This is a genomic window from Rhodopila sp., assembly GCF_035548235.1.
Classification (GTDB): domain Bacteria; phylum Pseudomonadota; class Alphaproteobacteria; order Acetobacterales; family Acetobacteraceae; genus Rhodopila.
Window position 1 is genome coordinate 40910 of record NZ_DASZTJ010000103.1, and the last position, 13204, is coordinate 54113.

General features: G+C 66.7%; 13 protein-coding genes and 1 pseudogene. 4 read left to right on the top strand and 10 right to left on the bottom strand.

The features are described 5' to 3' along the window. Positions 1-5 precede the first annotated feature (5 nt). The 3 genes and pseudogenes from VHB27_RS09160 to VHB27_RS09165 form a co-directional block, all read right to left on the bottom strand. Positions 6-1406: an O-acetylhomoserine aminocarboxypropyltransferase gene (locus VHB27_RS09160; RefSeq protein WP_413788621.1), complete on the bottom strand. Its 1401-nt coding sequence runs from the start codon at positions 1404-1406 to the stop codon at positions 6-8. Next, positions 1386-1811, bottom strand: a pseudogene (locus VHB27_RS24850) (CoA-binding protein); the annotation flags it as partial. The pseudogene VHB27_RS24850 and the gene VHB27_RS09160, both read right to left, overlap by 21 nt. Positions 1812-1884: 73 nt before the next feature. Beyond that, complete coding sequence (locus tag VHB27_RS09165) at positions 1885-2814, bottom strand: Tim44 domain-containing protein (protein ID WP_325599503.1); 930 nt, start codon at positions 2812-2814, stop codon at positions 1885-1887. Between the two features lie 360 nt (positions 2815-3174). Here VHB27_RS09165 and VHB27_RS09170 point away from each other — a divergent pair, with 360 nt between their 5' ends. Next, the gene (locus VHB27_RS09170; protein ID WP_325599505.1) at positions 3175-4599 is read left to right on the top strand and encodes an MFS transporter; all 1425 of its coding nucleotides are present in this window, start codon (positions 3175-3177) and stop codon (positions 4597-4599) included. A gap of 59 nt (positions 4600-4658) precedes the next feature. Here VHB27_RS09170 and egtD read toward each other — a convergent pair whose 3' ends face one another. Both egtD and egtB read right to left on the bottom strand, forming a co-directional pair. Then, the gene (gene egtD, locus VHB27_RS09175) at positions 4659-5624 is read right to left on the bottom strand and encodes an L-histidine N(alpha)-methyltransferase (RefSeq protein ID WP_325599507.1); all 966 of its coding nucleotides are present in this window, start codon (positions 5622-5624) and stop codon (positions 4659-4661) included. 14 nt (positions 5625-5638) lie between these two features. Then, the gene (gene egtB / locus VHB27_RS09180) at positions 5639-6868 is read right to left on the bottom strand and encodes an ergothioneine biosynthesis protein EgtB (protein ID WP_325599509.1); all 1230 of its coding nucleotides are present in this window, start codon (positions 6866-6868) and stop codon (positions 5639-5641) included. A gap of 336 nt (positions 6869-7204) precedes the next feature. On the opposite strand from egtB, the gene VHB27_RS09185 reads away from it, so the two are divergent. After that, the gene (locus VHB27_RS09185; RefSeq protein ID WP_325599511.1) at positions 7205-8062 is read left to right on the top strand and encodes a Ku protein; all 858 of its coding nucleotides are present in this window, start codon (positions 7205-7207) and stop codon (positions 8060-8062) included. Between the two features lie 78 nt (positions 8063-8140). Further along, positions 8141-8707: a type 1 glutamine amidotransferase domain-containing protein gene (locus tag VHB27_RS09190; RefSeq protein ID WP_325599513.1), complete on the top strand. Its 567-nt coding sequence runs from the start codon at positions 8141-8143 to the stop codon at positions 8705-8707. A gap of 59 nt (positions 8708-8766) precedes the next feature. Here the strand turns inward: VHB27_RS09190 and VHB27_RS09195 are convergent, their stop codons facing one another. The 4 genes from VHB27_RS09195 to VHB27_RS09210 all read right to left on the bottom strand — a co-directional run bounded on the left by VHB27_RS09195 (position 8767) and on the right by VHB27_RS09210 (position 11919). After that, positions 8767-9189 carry a YciI family protein gene (locus VHB27_RS09195; protein WP_325599515.1) on the bottom strand — a complete coding sequence of 141 codons (423 nt, stop codon included), beginning with the start codon at positions 9187-9189 and terminating at the stop codon, positions 8767-8769. 114 nt (positions 9190-9303) lie between these two features. Continuing rightward, complete coding sequence (locus VHB27_RS09200) at positions 9304-9552, bottom strand: hypothetical protein (protein ID WP_325599517.1); 249 nt, start codon at positions 9550-9552, stop codon at positions 9304-9306. Between the two features lie 151 nt (positions 9553-9703). Further along, the gene (locus VHB27_RS09205; protein ID WP_325599519.1) at positions 9704-10945 is read right to left on the bottom strand and encodes an ABC transporter substrate-binding protein; all 1242 of its coding nucleotides are present in this window, start codon (positions 10943-10945) and stop codon (positions 9704-9706) included. A gap of 59 nt (positions 10946-11004) precedes the next feature. Then, positions 11005-11919: a LysR family transcriptional regulator gene (locus tag VHB27_RS09210; RefSeq protein WP_325599521.1), complete on the bottom strand. Its 915-nt coding sequence runs from the start codon at positions 11917-11919 to the stop codon at positions 11005-11007. 101 nt (positions 11920-12020) lie between these two features. Here VHB27_RS09210 and VHB27_RS09215 point away from each other — a divergent pair, with 101 nt between their 5' ends. Then, the gene (locus tag VHB27_RS09215; RefSeq protein ID WP_325599523.1) at positions 12021-12785 is read left to right on the top strand and encodes an SDR family NAD(P)-dependent oxidoreductase; all 765 of its coding nucleotides are present in this window, start codon (positions 12021-12023) and stop codon (positions 12783-12785) included. Positions 12786-12840: 55 nt separating this feature from the next. Here the strand turns inward: VHB27_RS09215 and VHB27_RS09220 are convergent. After that, positions 12841-13204 (bottom strand): riboflavin kinase (locus VHB27_RS09220; protein WP_325599525.1); only part of this gene is annotated, 364 nt, incomplete at its 5' end.

The window sequence follows — 13204 nt, forward strand, 5'->3', positions numbered from 1 at the left end:
GCCCGTCAACTCCCCAGCGCCTGGTCCAGGTCCGCGATCAGGTCCGCCGCCGTTTCCAGTCCGATCGACAGCCGGATCACGTCCGGCCCGGCGCCGGCCGCCAGCCGCTGCTCGTCTGTCAACTGCCGGTGCGTGGTGGACGCCGGGTGCAGGATCAGGCTGCGCGTGTCGCCGATATTCGCCAGGTGCGAGAACAGGCCGACGCTCTCGACCAGCTTGACCCCGGCCTCGTACCCACCTTTCACGCCGAAGGTGAACACCGCGCCCCCTGCCCCGCCGCGCATGTATTTGCAGGCCAGGCCGTGATACGGGCTGCTGTCCAGGCCGGCATAGGAGACCCAGGCGACCCGTGGATCGCCGGCCAGGAACGCGGCCACCGCCTGGGCATTGCCGCAGTGGCGTTCCATCCGGACATGCAGCGTCTCGACGCCGGTGATGGTCAGGAACGCGTTCATCGGCGCCATCGACGGGCCGTAGTCGCGCAGCGCCACGGCCCGCGCCTTGGTGGTGAAGGCGAAGTCGCCGAAATTCTCGTAGAAGCGCAGCCCGTGATAGGCCGGTTCGGGTTCGGTCATCGACGGGAACCGACCGCCCTGCGTCCAGTCGAACTTGCCCGATTCGACGACGATCCCGCCCATCGCATTGCCATGGCCGCCGAGGAATTTGGTGGTCGAGTGGGTGACGATGTCCGCCCCGAACTCGATCGGCCGGCATAGATAGGGTGTAGCCATGGTGTTGTCGACGATCAGCGGCAGGCCGGCGTCATGGGCGACACGGGCAATCGCCTCGATATCGACGACGATGCCGCCGGGATTGGCCAGACTCTCGACGAAGATCGCCTTGCACTTGGGCGTCAGCGCGCGGCGGAAATTCTCCGGGTCCTGCGGATCGACGAAATGGCAGGTCCAGCCCAGCTTCTTGAACGACAACCCGAACTGGGTCAGCGACCCGCCATAGAGGTTGCGGGACGCCAGGAACTCGTCCCCCGGCTCCAGCATCGTGGCGAAGACCAGGAACTGCGCGGCATGGCCCGACGCAGCGGCGACGGCAGCGCGACCGCCTTCCAGGCTGGCGACCCGTTCCTCCAGCACCGCCACCGTGGGGTTGGTCAGGCGGGAATAGATGTAGCCGAAATTGTGCAGGTTGAACAAAGACGCCGCGTGATCGACGTCATCGAACACATAGGCGGTGGTCTGGTAGATCGGGGTCGACCGAGCGCCGGTGGTCGGGTCGGGCTGGGCGCCGGCGTGGATGGCGCGGGTCTCGAAGCCGTAGTCCTTCTTGCCCGACGGCGCCGGCCGTTTCTTGTCGCCCTGCGCGGTCGGCGGTTCGGCTGCGCGGTTGCGGATGATGCCGGAATTGACGCCCGACCAGGACAGCTCACCGCCCAGGCGGCCGAACTCGATCTTGGGGCAGCGGTCCATGACGACCTCGATGCCCGCCGCCTCACCCTTGGCCGCGGCCTCATCGTTGCGGACGCCCAGTTGCATCCACACCACCGGCGCGCCGATCGCGATCGCGTCGTCCATCACCGGCCCCACATGCGCCGATGCCCTGAAGACGTCGACCATGTCGACCTTGTCGGGGATGTCGCGCAGCGAGGCGTAGACGATCTCGCCCAGCAGTTCCTGGCCTGCGAGGCCGGGATTGACCGGGATCACCCGGTAGCCCTTCCCCTGCAGGTATTTCATCACGAAGTAGCTGGGCCGGTTCCAGTTGGACGACACCCCGACCACGGCGATCGTGTGCACGGTCGAGAGGATGCGGCGCAGCTTGGCATCGGAATAGACCAGCGGATCGACGGCGTTCATTTCATGCACCCGGACGTTGCCAGCGGACATTGCGCATGAGCCCTAGCCGATGCGCGTTGCCCGAGCGCCGTTCCTACCGCGCCTGTTGAATCGCCGACAACACCCAGTGGCCGCCGGCCGAACGAACGAAGGTCCAAATCTCGGTTGCCGTCACATGCTCCGACGGGCTGCCGTCGACGACACGGCCGGTATTGTCCAGCGTGACGTCGATCATCTGGAACCGCATCGCCACCGTGGCGTATTCGCGCCCGCCCTCGGCCCAGGCCTGCGCCAGGTCGCCCGAGACCAGCGTCACGTCGCTGACGGTGTTGCGCACGCCCCGGCTCGCCTGCTCCGAGAGCTGTTCGTTGAAATAGCCGACCATCTCGGGCGTGGCCATGGCGCGCAAGGCGTTCAGGTCCTGGGCGCTCCACGCCGCCTGGATGCCTTTCAGCAACTGCTCGAACTGCTGGTAGTCGGCCGGTCCGATCTGGATCCCGGCGGGGCCGCGGCCGCCGAACCCGCCTCCCCCGCCGACAGGGCCTGCCATGCCGCCGCGGGCAAACAGGTTCGGCCCGTTGGCGGTGAGCGGCTGGCTCCCGAAGAACGTGCGGAACAGGAACTTGCCGATCCAGTAGATCAGCAGGAGCTGGAACAGGAAGCCGATGAAGCCGAAGCCGTGCATGCCGCCGCCGAAGAAACCGTGGCCGAACAGCAGGCCGCCGATGCCGGCGCCGATCAGGCCGCCCATCAGCCCGGACATGAACCCGCCACCGCCGAAGGACGACTGGCCGTAAGGCTGGTTATAGCCGTGGCTGCCGTAAGATGGCGTGTTCGGCGTCATGCTCCGCTGCATCGGGGCGGCGGAATACGGCGCGGTTTGGGTGGATGGCGGCGCCGAATAGGTCATGCTGCCGCGGCTGCCGAACGAGCTGCCGCTGCCGGCACGCGCCAGGGCCAGTCCGGGCATGGCGATCAGCGCCAAGGCCAGGAAAACCGCCATCAGGGACCGGATGCGAGGCATCGTGTTTCGCTTCGAGGTTGTCACGACGCGAATATGGGGATTCGCCGGCGGGGTGGCCAGTGGGATGATCGGTGGAATGATCGGTGGGATGATGAGTGGGATAATCGGTGGGATGATCGATCGGACGATCGGTCGGATGATCGGTGGGGAACAGCCGGCTGATGGGCGGCCCCGCCCGCGCCCGGCGAGACAGCCCCCTTGCGCCACGACGTCCGCCGGGGCACTGGCTCGTCCCGGCCGGCTCCCCCGCTGGGGAGGGTCAGGCATTCGCGCCGGTCGCCTCTCAACGCAGGACGGATCAGGTAAGCACCCATACCGCGCAGGGAGTCCAAGACCCGAATGAGCCCGACGGGAGACGCCGTGACCATACCAATCCCCGAAGACGGCTTGCGCGGCGGCGCATTCTACGCCGCGGTCGGCACGCTGATCGTGACGATCTTCATGGCCGCCCTGGATACCTCGATCGCCAATACCGCGCTGCCCACGATCGCCAAGGACCTCAACGCACAGCCGGCCGCTTCCGTCTGGGTCGTCAACGCATACCAGCTTGCCGTCGTGGTGACGCTGCTGCCGTTCGCCTCGCTAGGCGAAATCATGAGCTATCGGCGCGTCTATGCCTGGGGCCTGGTGCTCTTCACCGTCTCCTCCCTTCTGTGCGCCCTGTCCTACTCGCTGCCCACCCTGACCGCCGCGCGCATCATCCAGGGCATCGGCGCCAGCGGGATCATGAGCGTCAACACCGCGCTGATCCGCTTCATCTATCCGCACAAATACCTGGGCCGGGGATTGGGCATCAACGCGCTGACGGTCGCGGTGTCGACCGCGGTGGGTCCGACGGTCGCCTCCGCCATCCTGTCGATCACCTCCTGGCAGTGGCTGTTCGCCGTCAACGTCCCGCTTGGGATCATCGCCATCGTAGCCGGCATCCGGGTGCTGCCGGTGAACCGGAGCAACGAGCAGAAATTCGACTATCGCAGCGCGATCCTGAACGCGCTGACCTTCGGCTTCCTGATCTTCGCGATCGGCGAGGGCGCGCACAGCGCTTCCACCCTGGTGACGGTGGCCTGCGTCGGGATCGCCCTGGTTTCGGGCGTCTTCCTGATCCTGCGGCAACTGGCGCTGCCGGCGCCGCTGCTGCCGGTGGACCTGTATCGGCGGCCGATGTTCGCGTTGTCCTCGGCGACATCGGTCTGCTCCTTCATCGCCCAGGGGTTGGCGTTCGTGTCCCTGCCCTTCTACTTCCAGACGGTGCTGGGGTTTTCGGCGGTGGAGACCGGGCTGCTGCTGACGCCCTGGCCGGTGATGACGGGGCTGGCCGCGCCGTTCGCCGGACCGATGGCGGACCGGTACCCGTCGGCCATCCTATGCGGCATCGGATTGGCGATCCTGTGCGTCGGGCTGTCGCTGATCGCCTTCCTGTCCGGGCACCCGGGGATATGGGGGATCGTGTGGCGGATGATGATCTGCGGCACGGGGTTCGGCTTCTTCCAGTCGCCCAACCTGCGCGCGATCATGACCAGCGCACCGCCCGAACGCAGCGGCGGCGCCAGCGGCATCGTCGCGACGTCCCGCCTTTCCGGGCAGGCGGTCGGGGCGGCCCTGGTGGCGCTGTGCTTCAGCCTGTCGATGTCGTATGGGCCGTCGCTGGCGCTGGGCCTGGGGGCGATCTTCGCCGGGGGCGGCAGCCTGGTCAGCTTCTCCCGCCTGCTGGCGCACAATCCGTTCACGGCCGGACGGCAGCCGAGCGCGCCGCGGCGGGAGGCGCCGGGGAGCGGCGCCGCCTAGCCTCATGGTCGGCTCGACAGCGCTCGTCTTGACCGGTCGGGCCAGGCGGGAAATCTTCTTTAGGGGCCGAACAGGAAGACCCCGAACAGCCCCTGATCGTCCGTCCACCGCCGATGCAGCCGCCAGCCGGCGGACTGCGCGACCGAGACCAGCGCTTCGGGCGTGTGCTTGTAGCTGTTCTCGGTATGGATCGTCTCTCCGGCGGCGAAGCGGATGGTCGCGCCCGGCAGGTGCACGACTTGCGGACGCAGCGACTCCAGGTGCATCTCGATCCGGCTTTCCCCGTCGTTCCACACCGCCCTGTGCCGGAACGCCGAGACGTCGAAATCCGCCGCCGCCTCCCGGTTCAGCCGAACCAGCAGGTTGCGGTTGAACGCCGCGGTCACGCCGGCCGCGTCGTCATAGGCGGGGATCAGGATATCCGGGCTTTTGCGCAGGTCCGCGCCAAGCAGGAACCAGGGCGACGGCTCCAGCGCCTGCCGCGCGGAAGCCAGGAACGCGGCCGCGGCGGACGGCTCCAGGTTGCCGATGGTCGAGCCGGGGAAGAAACCAAGCCGAGGACCGTCGATCGGGGGGAGGCGAAGGGGGTGCATGAAATTGGCGACCACCGGCACGACCTCCAGCCATTCATGGCTTTGCGCCAGCCGCTTGCGCATCTCGGTCAACGCGGTCTCGGCCACGTCCACTGAGATATAGCGGTCGAACCGGCCGGGCAGGTCGAGCAGGTAGCGCGCCTTCGTCTCCTCGCTGCCGCCGAACTCCACCAGGGTGGCGTGTGTCATGCCGGGGGGCAGCAGTTCGGCGCCGATACGCTCCATCAGGGCGGTCTCGGTGCGGGTCAGGTAGTATTCCGGCAGCTTGGTGATCTCATAGAACAGATGGCACCCAAGCTCGTCGTAGAACAGCGACGGCGGCAGGGTCTTGGGTTGGCTGGTCAGGCCCTTCAGGGCCGCGGCTGCGATATCAGGTCGCAGGGTCGAGCGGGCCGCGCCGGCGCGCGGCAGGAATCCTGGATCGTTCGGCACGACGAGTCTCCCCGTTACAGGTCTTTGGCCAGGCGCAGTCCGCTGAACTGCCACCGTTTGTCGGGATGGAAAAAGTTGCGGTAGCTGATCCGGACATGACCGGGCGGCGTGGCGAGGGATCCGCCGCGCAGGACCATCTGATTGATCATGAATTTTCCGTTGTACTCGCCGATCGCCCCCGGCGCGGGCCGGTAGCCGGGATAGGGCCGATAGGCGGACTCGGTCCATTGCCACACCGAACCCACCACGGCGCCCAGGCCGGCGTGGGTCGCTGACGCCTCCCACTCGGCTTCCGTCGGCAGGCGCTCGCCTGACCAGCGGGCGAAGGCATCGGCCTCATACCAACTGACGTGGCGGACCGGTGCATCGGGGACCAGCGGCGCGAGGCCGCCTGGCCCGAACTGCCACCATGCGCCGTCGCGCCGGCGCCAGTAGAAGGGCGAGTCCCAGTCATTCGCCTGGACGTCCGCCCAGCCGTCCGACATCCACAGCGTCGAGGTCTGGTAGCCGCCATCGTCGATGAACGCTTGCCAGTCGCTGTTGCGCACCGGGTGGCTGGCGATCGCGAACGGCTCCAGCCAGACACGGTGGACGGGCTGTTCGTTGTCGAAGCAGAAGCCGGCCTTTGCATGGCCCTGCTCGGCCAGGCCGCCCGGTATTTCGACCCAATTCGGATCGGGCAGCACGACCGGTTCGGTCCAACCGGGCAGCAGCGCAGGATAGAGCGGGTTGCAGGAGAAGGCGTGGAGGATGTCGGTCACCAGCAGTTCCTGGTGCTGCTGCTCGTGATGCAGGCCCAGTTCCACGATCGCCAGCACCTCCGGGGACAAGGATGGCAGCGCGTCCGTCATCGCCGCATCGACATGCTGGCGATAGGCGGTCACCCGGTCGGCCGGTGGCCGGGTCAGCAGGCCGCGCGAAGGGCGGGCGTGCCGCGGCCCGACCGCCTCGTAATAGGAGTTGAACAGGTAGGCGAAATCCGGATCGAACACGCGATATCCGGGGACATGCGGCGTCAGGACGAACTGCTCGAAGAACCACGTCGTATGGGCGCGGTGCCACTTCGCCGGGCTGGCGTCGGGCATCGACTGCACCGCCTGGTCCTCGGCCGAGAGCGTGATGACCCAGGCCTCGGTTGCCGACCGCACGGCGCGAAAGCGCTCCGTCAGGTCAGTATCGCCAGCGTCGGAGGTCGGTGAGCGAGACGCCAGGATGGCGGCGAGGTCCTCTGAAACGTCGTCCATGTCGTCCTCCGCGTTCGGTTCTTGGCGGGCAGGCGCGGCCAATCTGACCATAATCCCCAACGTTCGGTTTATATGTTCATGATTTTCGTGTTTGTCCACGTTTTATTCCCGTGAACATACACCGCACGGTATACGGCGCCAGCTTCATATGCCGCCCACTACGGCCGAGGTCAATGTATCCAAGGTCAATGGCCGGAAGCCCCCAAGGTTGCTGGGTTGACGGCGGAGGGTCAACGCCCTCTCGTATCAAAACCGATCAGCGCCGCGTGCGTTCCCCTATCATCCATCTCTTCCGGCCGCTTCGGGCCGAACCAAAATGTAAACCCGAGGAACGATATGGCGTCGCAACCCAATTCCCGGCCGATCTGGCGCGGCTATCTGCGGCTGGCGCTCGTTTCCTGCCCCGTCGCGCTGCACAACGTGCTGCGCGGCGGGGAGGGTCTGCACTTTCACCTGATCAATCCCAAGACCGGCCACCGCATCCGCATGATCACCATCGACGCCGAGACCGAGCAGGAGGTGTCCCGGCGGGAGTTGGTGAAGGGCTATGAGTTCGAGAAGGACCATTACCTGCTGCTGGAAGACAAGGACTTCGAGGAAGCACGGGTCGAAAGCTCCAGCACGCTGCGGATCGCCAAGTTCGTCGAAGCCGCCTCGATCGATCCCGTCTATTTCGATACCTCGTATTACCTGGCGCCGGACGGCGATGCCGGGGAGGACGTGTTCGTCGTCCTGCGCGACGCCATCCGCAAGGCCGGCGTCGCGGCACTGTCGCGTGTGGTGATCTCCCAGCGGGAGCGGCCGGTGGCGATCCTGCCCTGGGGGCGCGGGATGATCTGCCATACGCTGCATGAGCCACGCGACCTGCGCGACGCGGACCCGCTTTGGGAGGAACTGGAAGGCGAGAGACCCGACGCCGCGATGGTCGACCTTGCCCGCCAGTTGATCGCCCGCCAGCAGGGTCGGTTCGAACCCGAGGACACCGAGGACCGCTACGAATCCAAACTCCGGGACGTCATTGCCGCTCGGCTCAAAGGCGAGGGGATCACGCCAGAGGCGGAACCGGAGGACCGCGGGGACAACGTCGTCGACCTGATGGCCGCACTGAAGGCCAGCCTGGCGGAAGGCAAGCCACCCCGCGCCAAGGCGAAGGCCCCTGCATCCCGCAAGCGGACGCGACGGAAGGCATCTTGAGGCGGGGGAGGCAACCAGGGGTGTGCGGACCCGTTAGACACCTCGGCACGGCCGAGGGAAACCCAAAGGACTCCATGCATGACGGGCATTTCCAGCCGAAAAGTCGCCGTCCTGGCGACAGACGGCGTCGAGCAGGTCGAATTGACCGAACCCGTCCGCGCGCTGAAGGAGGCAGGCGCGTCCGTGACGATCATCGCCCCCTCCGGCCGTTCGATCCAAGGCATGAACCATCACGAGAAAGCCGACAGCCTGCCCGTCGACGCCACGCTGGCCGAGGTCAAGGCCAGCCAGTTCGATGCTTTGCTGCTGCCCGGCGGCGTGGCGAACGCCGACACCCTGCGCGCGATTCCGGATGCGGTCATGTTCGTCCACCGCATCGTCCAGGCCGGAAAGCCGGTCGCCGCGATCTGCCATGCGCCCTGGATGCTGATCGAGGTGGACGCTGTCCGCGGCCGGCTTCTGACGTCCTGGCCTTCGCTCCGGACCGACCTGAAGAATGCCGGGGCGGAGTGGATCGATCAGCCGGTGGTGGTGGACGCCCCGCTGGTCACCTCACGCAAGCCGGACGACCTGCCGGCGTTCTGCCGGGAGATGATCCGGCTGTTTGACGATCCGGCAGGTGTCCAGGCGGCGGCCTATGGGTAGGATGCCGCCAGGCGCGGCCCATCTTGCAACAAGCCGCCGACCGGTTCGGACAGGGCAGGCTAATGGCGGCCCAACTTCTCCCGGGTGCGGTCGTGAAGTGCCGCGACCTCGGCGGGCATGATCTCCGCCAGGTCATCCATTTCGTAAACCGGACGGATTTCGAGTTCGCCAGGCCCGGGCATCGGATTGGGGCAGCGTCTGGCCCATGCGACGGCTTCGTCCATGTCCTTCACGTCCCAGATCCAGTAGCCGGCGACCAATTCGCCGGTCTCGGCGAAAGGGCCGTCGATGACGGTGCGGCCGGGACCATCGAAGGCGATCCGCTTGCCCTTCGACGAAGGTTTCAAACCGTCGCAACCGACCATGATGCCGGCGGCGACCAGTTCCTCGTTATACTTGCCCATTGCCTCGAACAATTCCGCCGAAGGCAAAATCCCCTGTTCGCTGTCTTTCGTCGCTTTCACGAAAACCATGACGCGCATGATCGATCTCCTCGCTGATCGGAGGGCCACGGGCGACCTCCTGATCGATAGACGGCGGAGACGCACCGAAATCGACAGGCTTCGTAAAAAAATTCGACGGCACGGCGGAGCTGCCTAGCCGGGCCGCTCCGCCACCAGCGCGCTGCCGTGGATTCGCCGGACCGGTACCGCGGACGGATCGAAGCCCTCCAGGCATCGCGTGTTTACCGCCCAGCCCTCGAACGGCCTCACGCCCTCCGCCCGCTCCCGCGCCGTCGGTGCGCTCGGTTTACGGAACGGAAGGATGCCGCAGACAGGACAGAAATAATCCGCCGCGGTCCGCGAACCCCAACGATAGACCGACAGCGCCGCCAACGGCGTCATAAGGCGGAACGATTCTGTATCGACACGGAATAACAGCGCCCCACGGCGGGAACAGATGGAACAATCGCAGACGCGGACATGGTCGATGTCCGCGTCGACCTCGAAACGGACGGCGCGGCAGTGACAGGATCCCGCGTACGTCCTCCGCACGCTATCGCCAGCCCTTCATCGGCCAGGACACTTTCGCCGCCGCCGCGTCGTCCGGCCAGACGGTGACGTAGTCCTTGCCCTGAAGCTGGGTCAGGTAGGTGGCGCTTTCGACGTTCTGCCCGGTGTCGTCGAAGCGCACGCCCTTGTAGCCGACGAACATCGCGCTCTTGGGCATGTTGGTCGCTTTCAGCGCCGCCTGCACCTTCTTCGGATCGGTGGACGCGGCACGGTTCAGCGCATCCGCCAGCACGAAGAACGCCTGCATCACCCGGCCCGACACATCATCCAGCTCATGTCCGGTCTTCGCCTGGTAAATCGCGTTGACCCCATAAGACAGGCTGCCCGGCGCCCCCTTGCTCCAGACCGAGCGGTTGACGAGTCCCTGGGAGATGGCGCCAACGGCGGGCAAGAAGGACGGATCCGAAAACCCCGAGGAATCGCCGACGATCATCGGCGGCAGGTAATCCAGCGTCTTCATCGTCCGCATGAACAGGATCGCGTCGGACGCGTAACTGACGAACAGCGCCACCGACGGGTTCTTCTGTTTCAGTTGCAACACCTGCGCCGTGACGTCGGGCCCGTTGGCGCTGTAGGGGATGCGGATCGAGACCGGGAAGCCTTGCTTCACCGCCTCGGCCGCGATGGCGTCGCCGACCGAGCTGCCGTAGTCGGTATTCTCGTTGACGACGGCGACGTCGGTGACCTTGCGGCCGGCCTTCACCTGGTCGTGCAGGAACTGCATGTAGTTGTCGGCGAAGTTGGTCGCGATCGGGGTGACCCGGAACGTATACTTGAACCCGCGCCCGGTGATGTTCGCCGCCACCGAGTCCGCGACGACGAACGGCACGCCGTACCGCTCCCCGACGGCGGTCGCGGTCATCGCGCAGGAGGACTGGTACGCCCCGAACAGCGCCGCCACCCGGTCGTTGGTGATCATCTTCTGCGCCAGGGCCTGCGCCATCGACGGATCCCCGCGATGGTCGACGTAAAGCGGATCGAGTTTCGCCCCGTGCAGGCCAGGCAGCCCCGGGCTCGTGCCGACCGTCAGCCCCTTCAGGTCGGGATGGCCGGAATTGATGATGTCCGTGGCGACCTCGACCGCCGCCTTCGCCTCCTGCCCCGACGCCGCCGAGTTGCCGGTCAGCGGGAACATGACGCCGACCTTCACGGTCTCCGCCGCACCAAGGCTGGAGGATGCGACGATGGCAGGCGCGGCGAGCAGGACGGTACGGCGACGAAGCATGGTTTCCCCCCATTGGTATGGCGCGACATTAAGGGGCCGGAAGGGCTGGGGCAACGCGGTCATGACCCCGACGACACGACGGATCCGACATGGCGGGCGTATTCCCGCACGACCCAGTCGATGAAAACCCTCACCCGCAGGCTGAGCTGGCGATTACGCGGATAAAGGACATAGACCGGGGTCGGAGAGGGCGGCGTATCGGGCAGGCACTCGACCAACGTGCCTTCGGCCAGGTCGTGCTCCACGCCATAGCGCGGCACCTGGATCAGCCCCAGCCCCTCCAGGGCCGCGGTCCGATAGGTGTCTGCGCCGTTGACCGAAAGGACCGACGGCGGCGTGGCCGTCCGCGGCACGCCGTTCACCATGAACTCCAGCGGCAATACGCCGCCGGTGGCCGAGGACCGGAAGCCGACCATGCGATGTCCATCCAGGGCATCCCAGCGCCGGGGCATGCCGAAGCGAGAGACATAGGCCGGTGATGCCACCGTCACCTCGGGCAGGAGCGCGATGCGCCGCGCGATCATGTCGCTGTCCTTCGGCTCGCCGGAGCGCAGCACGCAGTCGATTCCTTCGGTGACCGGATCGACGAACCGGTCGGTCTCGCTCAGGAAGAGTTCCAGGTCGGGATAGTCCGTGAAGAAGCGCGGCAACGCAGGCACGATGAAGCGCCGCGCCTGCGTGCCTTGCATATCCACGCGCAGCAGGCCGCGCGGCCGGGCGTCGCTGAAGGCACTTTCGGCCTCCTCGACGTCGTCCAGGATCGCCAGGCAGCGCCGGTAGTACGCCTCGCCGTCCAGGGTCGCGCGCACCTGCCGGGTCGTCCGCTGCAGCAGCCGGACGCCAAGCCGCGCTTCGAGCTGCTTGACGGCGTCGGTGACGGTGGAAGCGGGCAGGCCCAGGTCCTCCGCGGCGCGGATGAAGCTTCGGCGCTCCACCACCCGCGCGAACACCCGCATGGCGTCGATCCGGTCCATTATTTCCGATTTCCGGATAGTGATCCCGAATAATACCCGATTATCTGGAAGCGGGAAGGGGTCATCTTGGGTGCGTCCAAAGCGACCACAGGAGAATCAGGATGACGAACAGCCCGAAAATTGCCCTGGTGACCGGCGCCAGCCGCGGCCTGGGACGCAACATGGCCATCTCGCTCGCCCGCAAGGGCGTGGACGTGGTCGGCACCTATCACAGCAACAAGCAGGAAGCCGACGCCACGGTCGCGGCGATCGAGGCGCTGGGCCGCAAGGCGGTCATGTTCCAGCTCGACACCGGCAAAACCGCCAGCTTCGCCGCCTTCGCCGTGGACCTGAAGCAGGCGCTGTCCGCCGCTTGGAACCGCACCACGTTCGACTACCTGGTGAACAATGCGGGCATCGGCATCGCCGCCCCCTTCGCGCAAACGACCGAGGCCGATTTCGACCGGCTGATGAACATCCACCTCAAAGGGGTGTTCTTTCTCACCCAATCGCTTCTGCCGTTGATCGCCGATGGCGGCCGGATCGTGAACCTCTCGAGCGGCCTCGCTCGCTTCAGCCTGCCCGGCTACGCCGCCTACGCCGCGATGAAGGGCGGGGTCGAGGTGCTGACGCGCTATCTCGCCCAGGAGTTGGGGCCGCGCGGCATCGCCGTGAACACCATCGCGCCGGGTGCGATCGAGACCGACTTCGGCGGCGGATCGGTCCGAGACAACAAGCAGGTCAACGACTTCATCGCCAGCGTCACCGCGCTCGGACGCCCCGGCTTGCCCGATGATATCGGCCCTGCCGTCGCCTCGCTGCTGACCGAGGACAACCGCTGGATCAACGCCCAGCGGATCGAAATCTCGGGCGGCATGTTCGTCTGACGCGGGCAGCATGGGAGGACGCCGGCGGGGTCACCCACCGGCGCCCTCCGCCGCGTCACCCCAGCAATTGCCGCGCTTCCGCCGCATCCGCCGCGATCTGCGCTTTCAGCGCATCCAGCCCGGAGAATTTCACCTCCGCTCGGATATACGCGTGGAGCGCGACGGTGATCTCCTGTCCGTAGAGGTCGCCCGCGAAGTCGAAGAGGTTGACCTCCAACCGGCTTTCCGGGCCGGCGTTGACGGTGGGCCGGCGGCCGATATTGGCGACGCCCTTATGCATCGTTCCATCCGCCAGCCGGATGGTCACGGCATAGACGCCGCGCGCCGGCTCCAGATGCCGACCGAGCGCGATGTTGGCGGTGGGGAAGCCGATGGTCCGGCCGCGCGCGTCGCCGTGCGCGACCACGCCGCGGATCGCC

Bases quoted from the DNA above. Each gene is read 5' to 3' on its own strand.
- VHB27_RS09210 (WP_325599521.1), bottom strand. From the start codon at position 11,919: ATGGACCGGATCGACGCCATGCGGGTGTTCGCGCGGGTGGTGGAGCGC.
- VHB27_RS09200 (WP_325599517.1), bottom strand. From the start codon at position 9,552: ATGACGCCGTTGGCGGCGCTGTCGGTCTATCGTTGGGGTTCGCGGACC.
- VHB27_RS09195 (WP_325599515.1), bottom strand. From the start codon at position 9,189: ATGCGCGTCATGGTTTTCGTGAAAGCGACGAAAGACAGCGAACAGGGG.
- egtB (WP_325599509.1), bottom strand. From the start codon at position 6,868: ATGGACGACGTTTCAGAGGACCTCGCCGCCATCCTGGCGTCTCGCTCA.
- VHB27_RS09185 (WP_325599511.1), top strand. From the start codon at position 7,205: ATGGCGTCGCAACCCAATTCCCGGCCGATCTGGCGCGGCTATCTGCGG.
- VHB27_RS09205 (WP_325599519.1), bottom strand. From the start codon at position 10,945: ATGCTTCGTCGCCGTACCGTCCTGCTCGCCGCGCCTGCCATCGTCGCA.
- VHB27_RS09190 (WP_325599513.1), top strand. From the start codon at position 8,141: ATGACGGGCATTTCCAGCCGAAAAGTCGCCGTCCTGGCGACAGACGGC.
- VHB27_RS09215 (WP_325599523.1), top strand. From the start codon at position 12,021: ATGACGAACAGCCCGAAAATTGCCCTGGTGACCGGCGCCAGCCGCGGC.
- VHB27_RS09165 (WP_325599503.1), bottom strand. From the start codon at position 2,814: ATGCCTCGCATCCGGTCCCTGATGGCGGTTTTCCTGGCCTTGGCGCTG.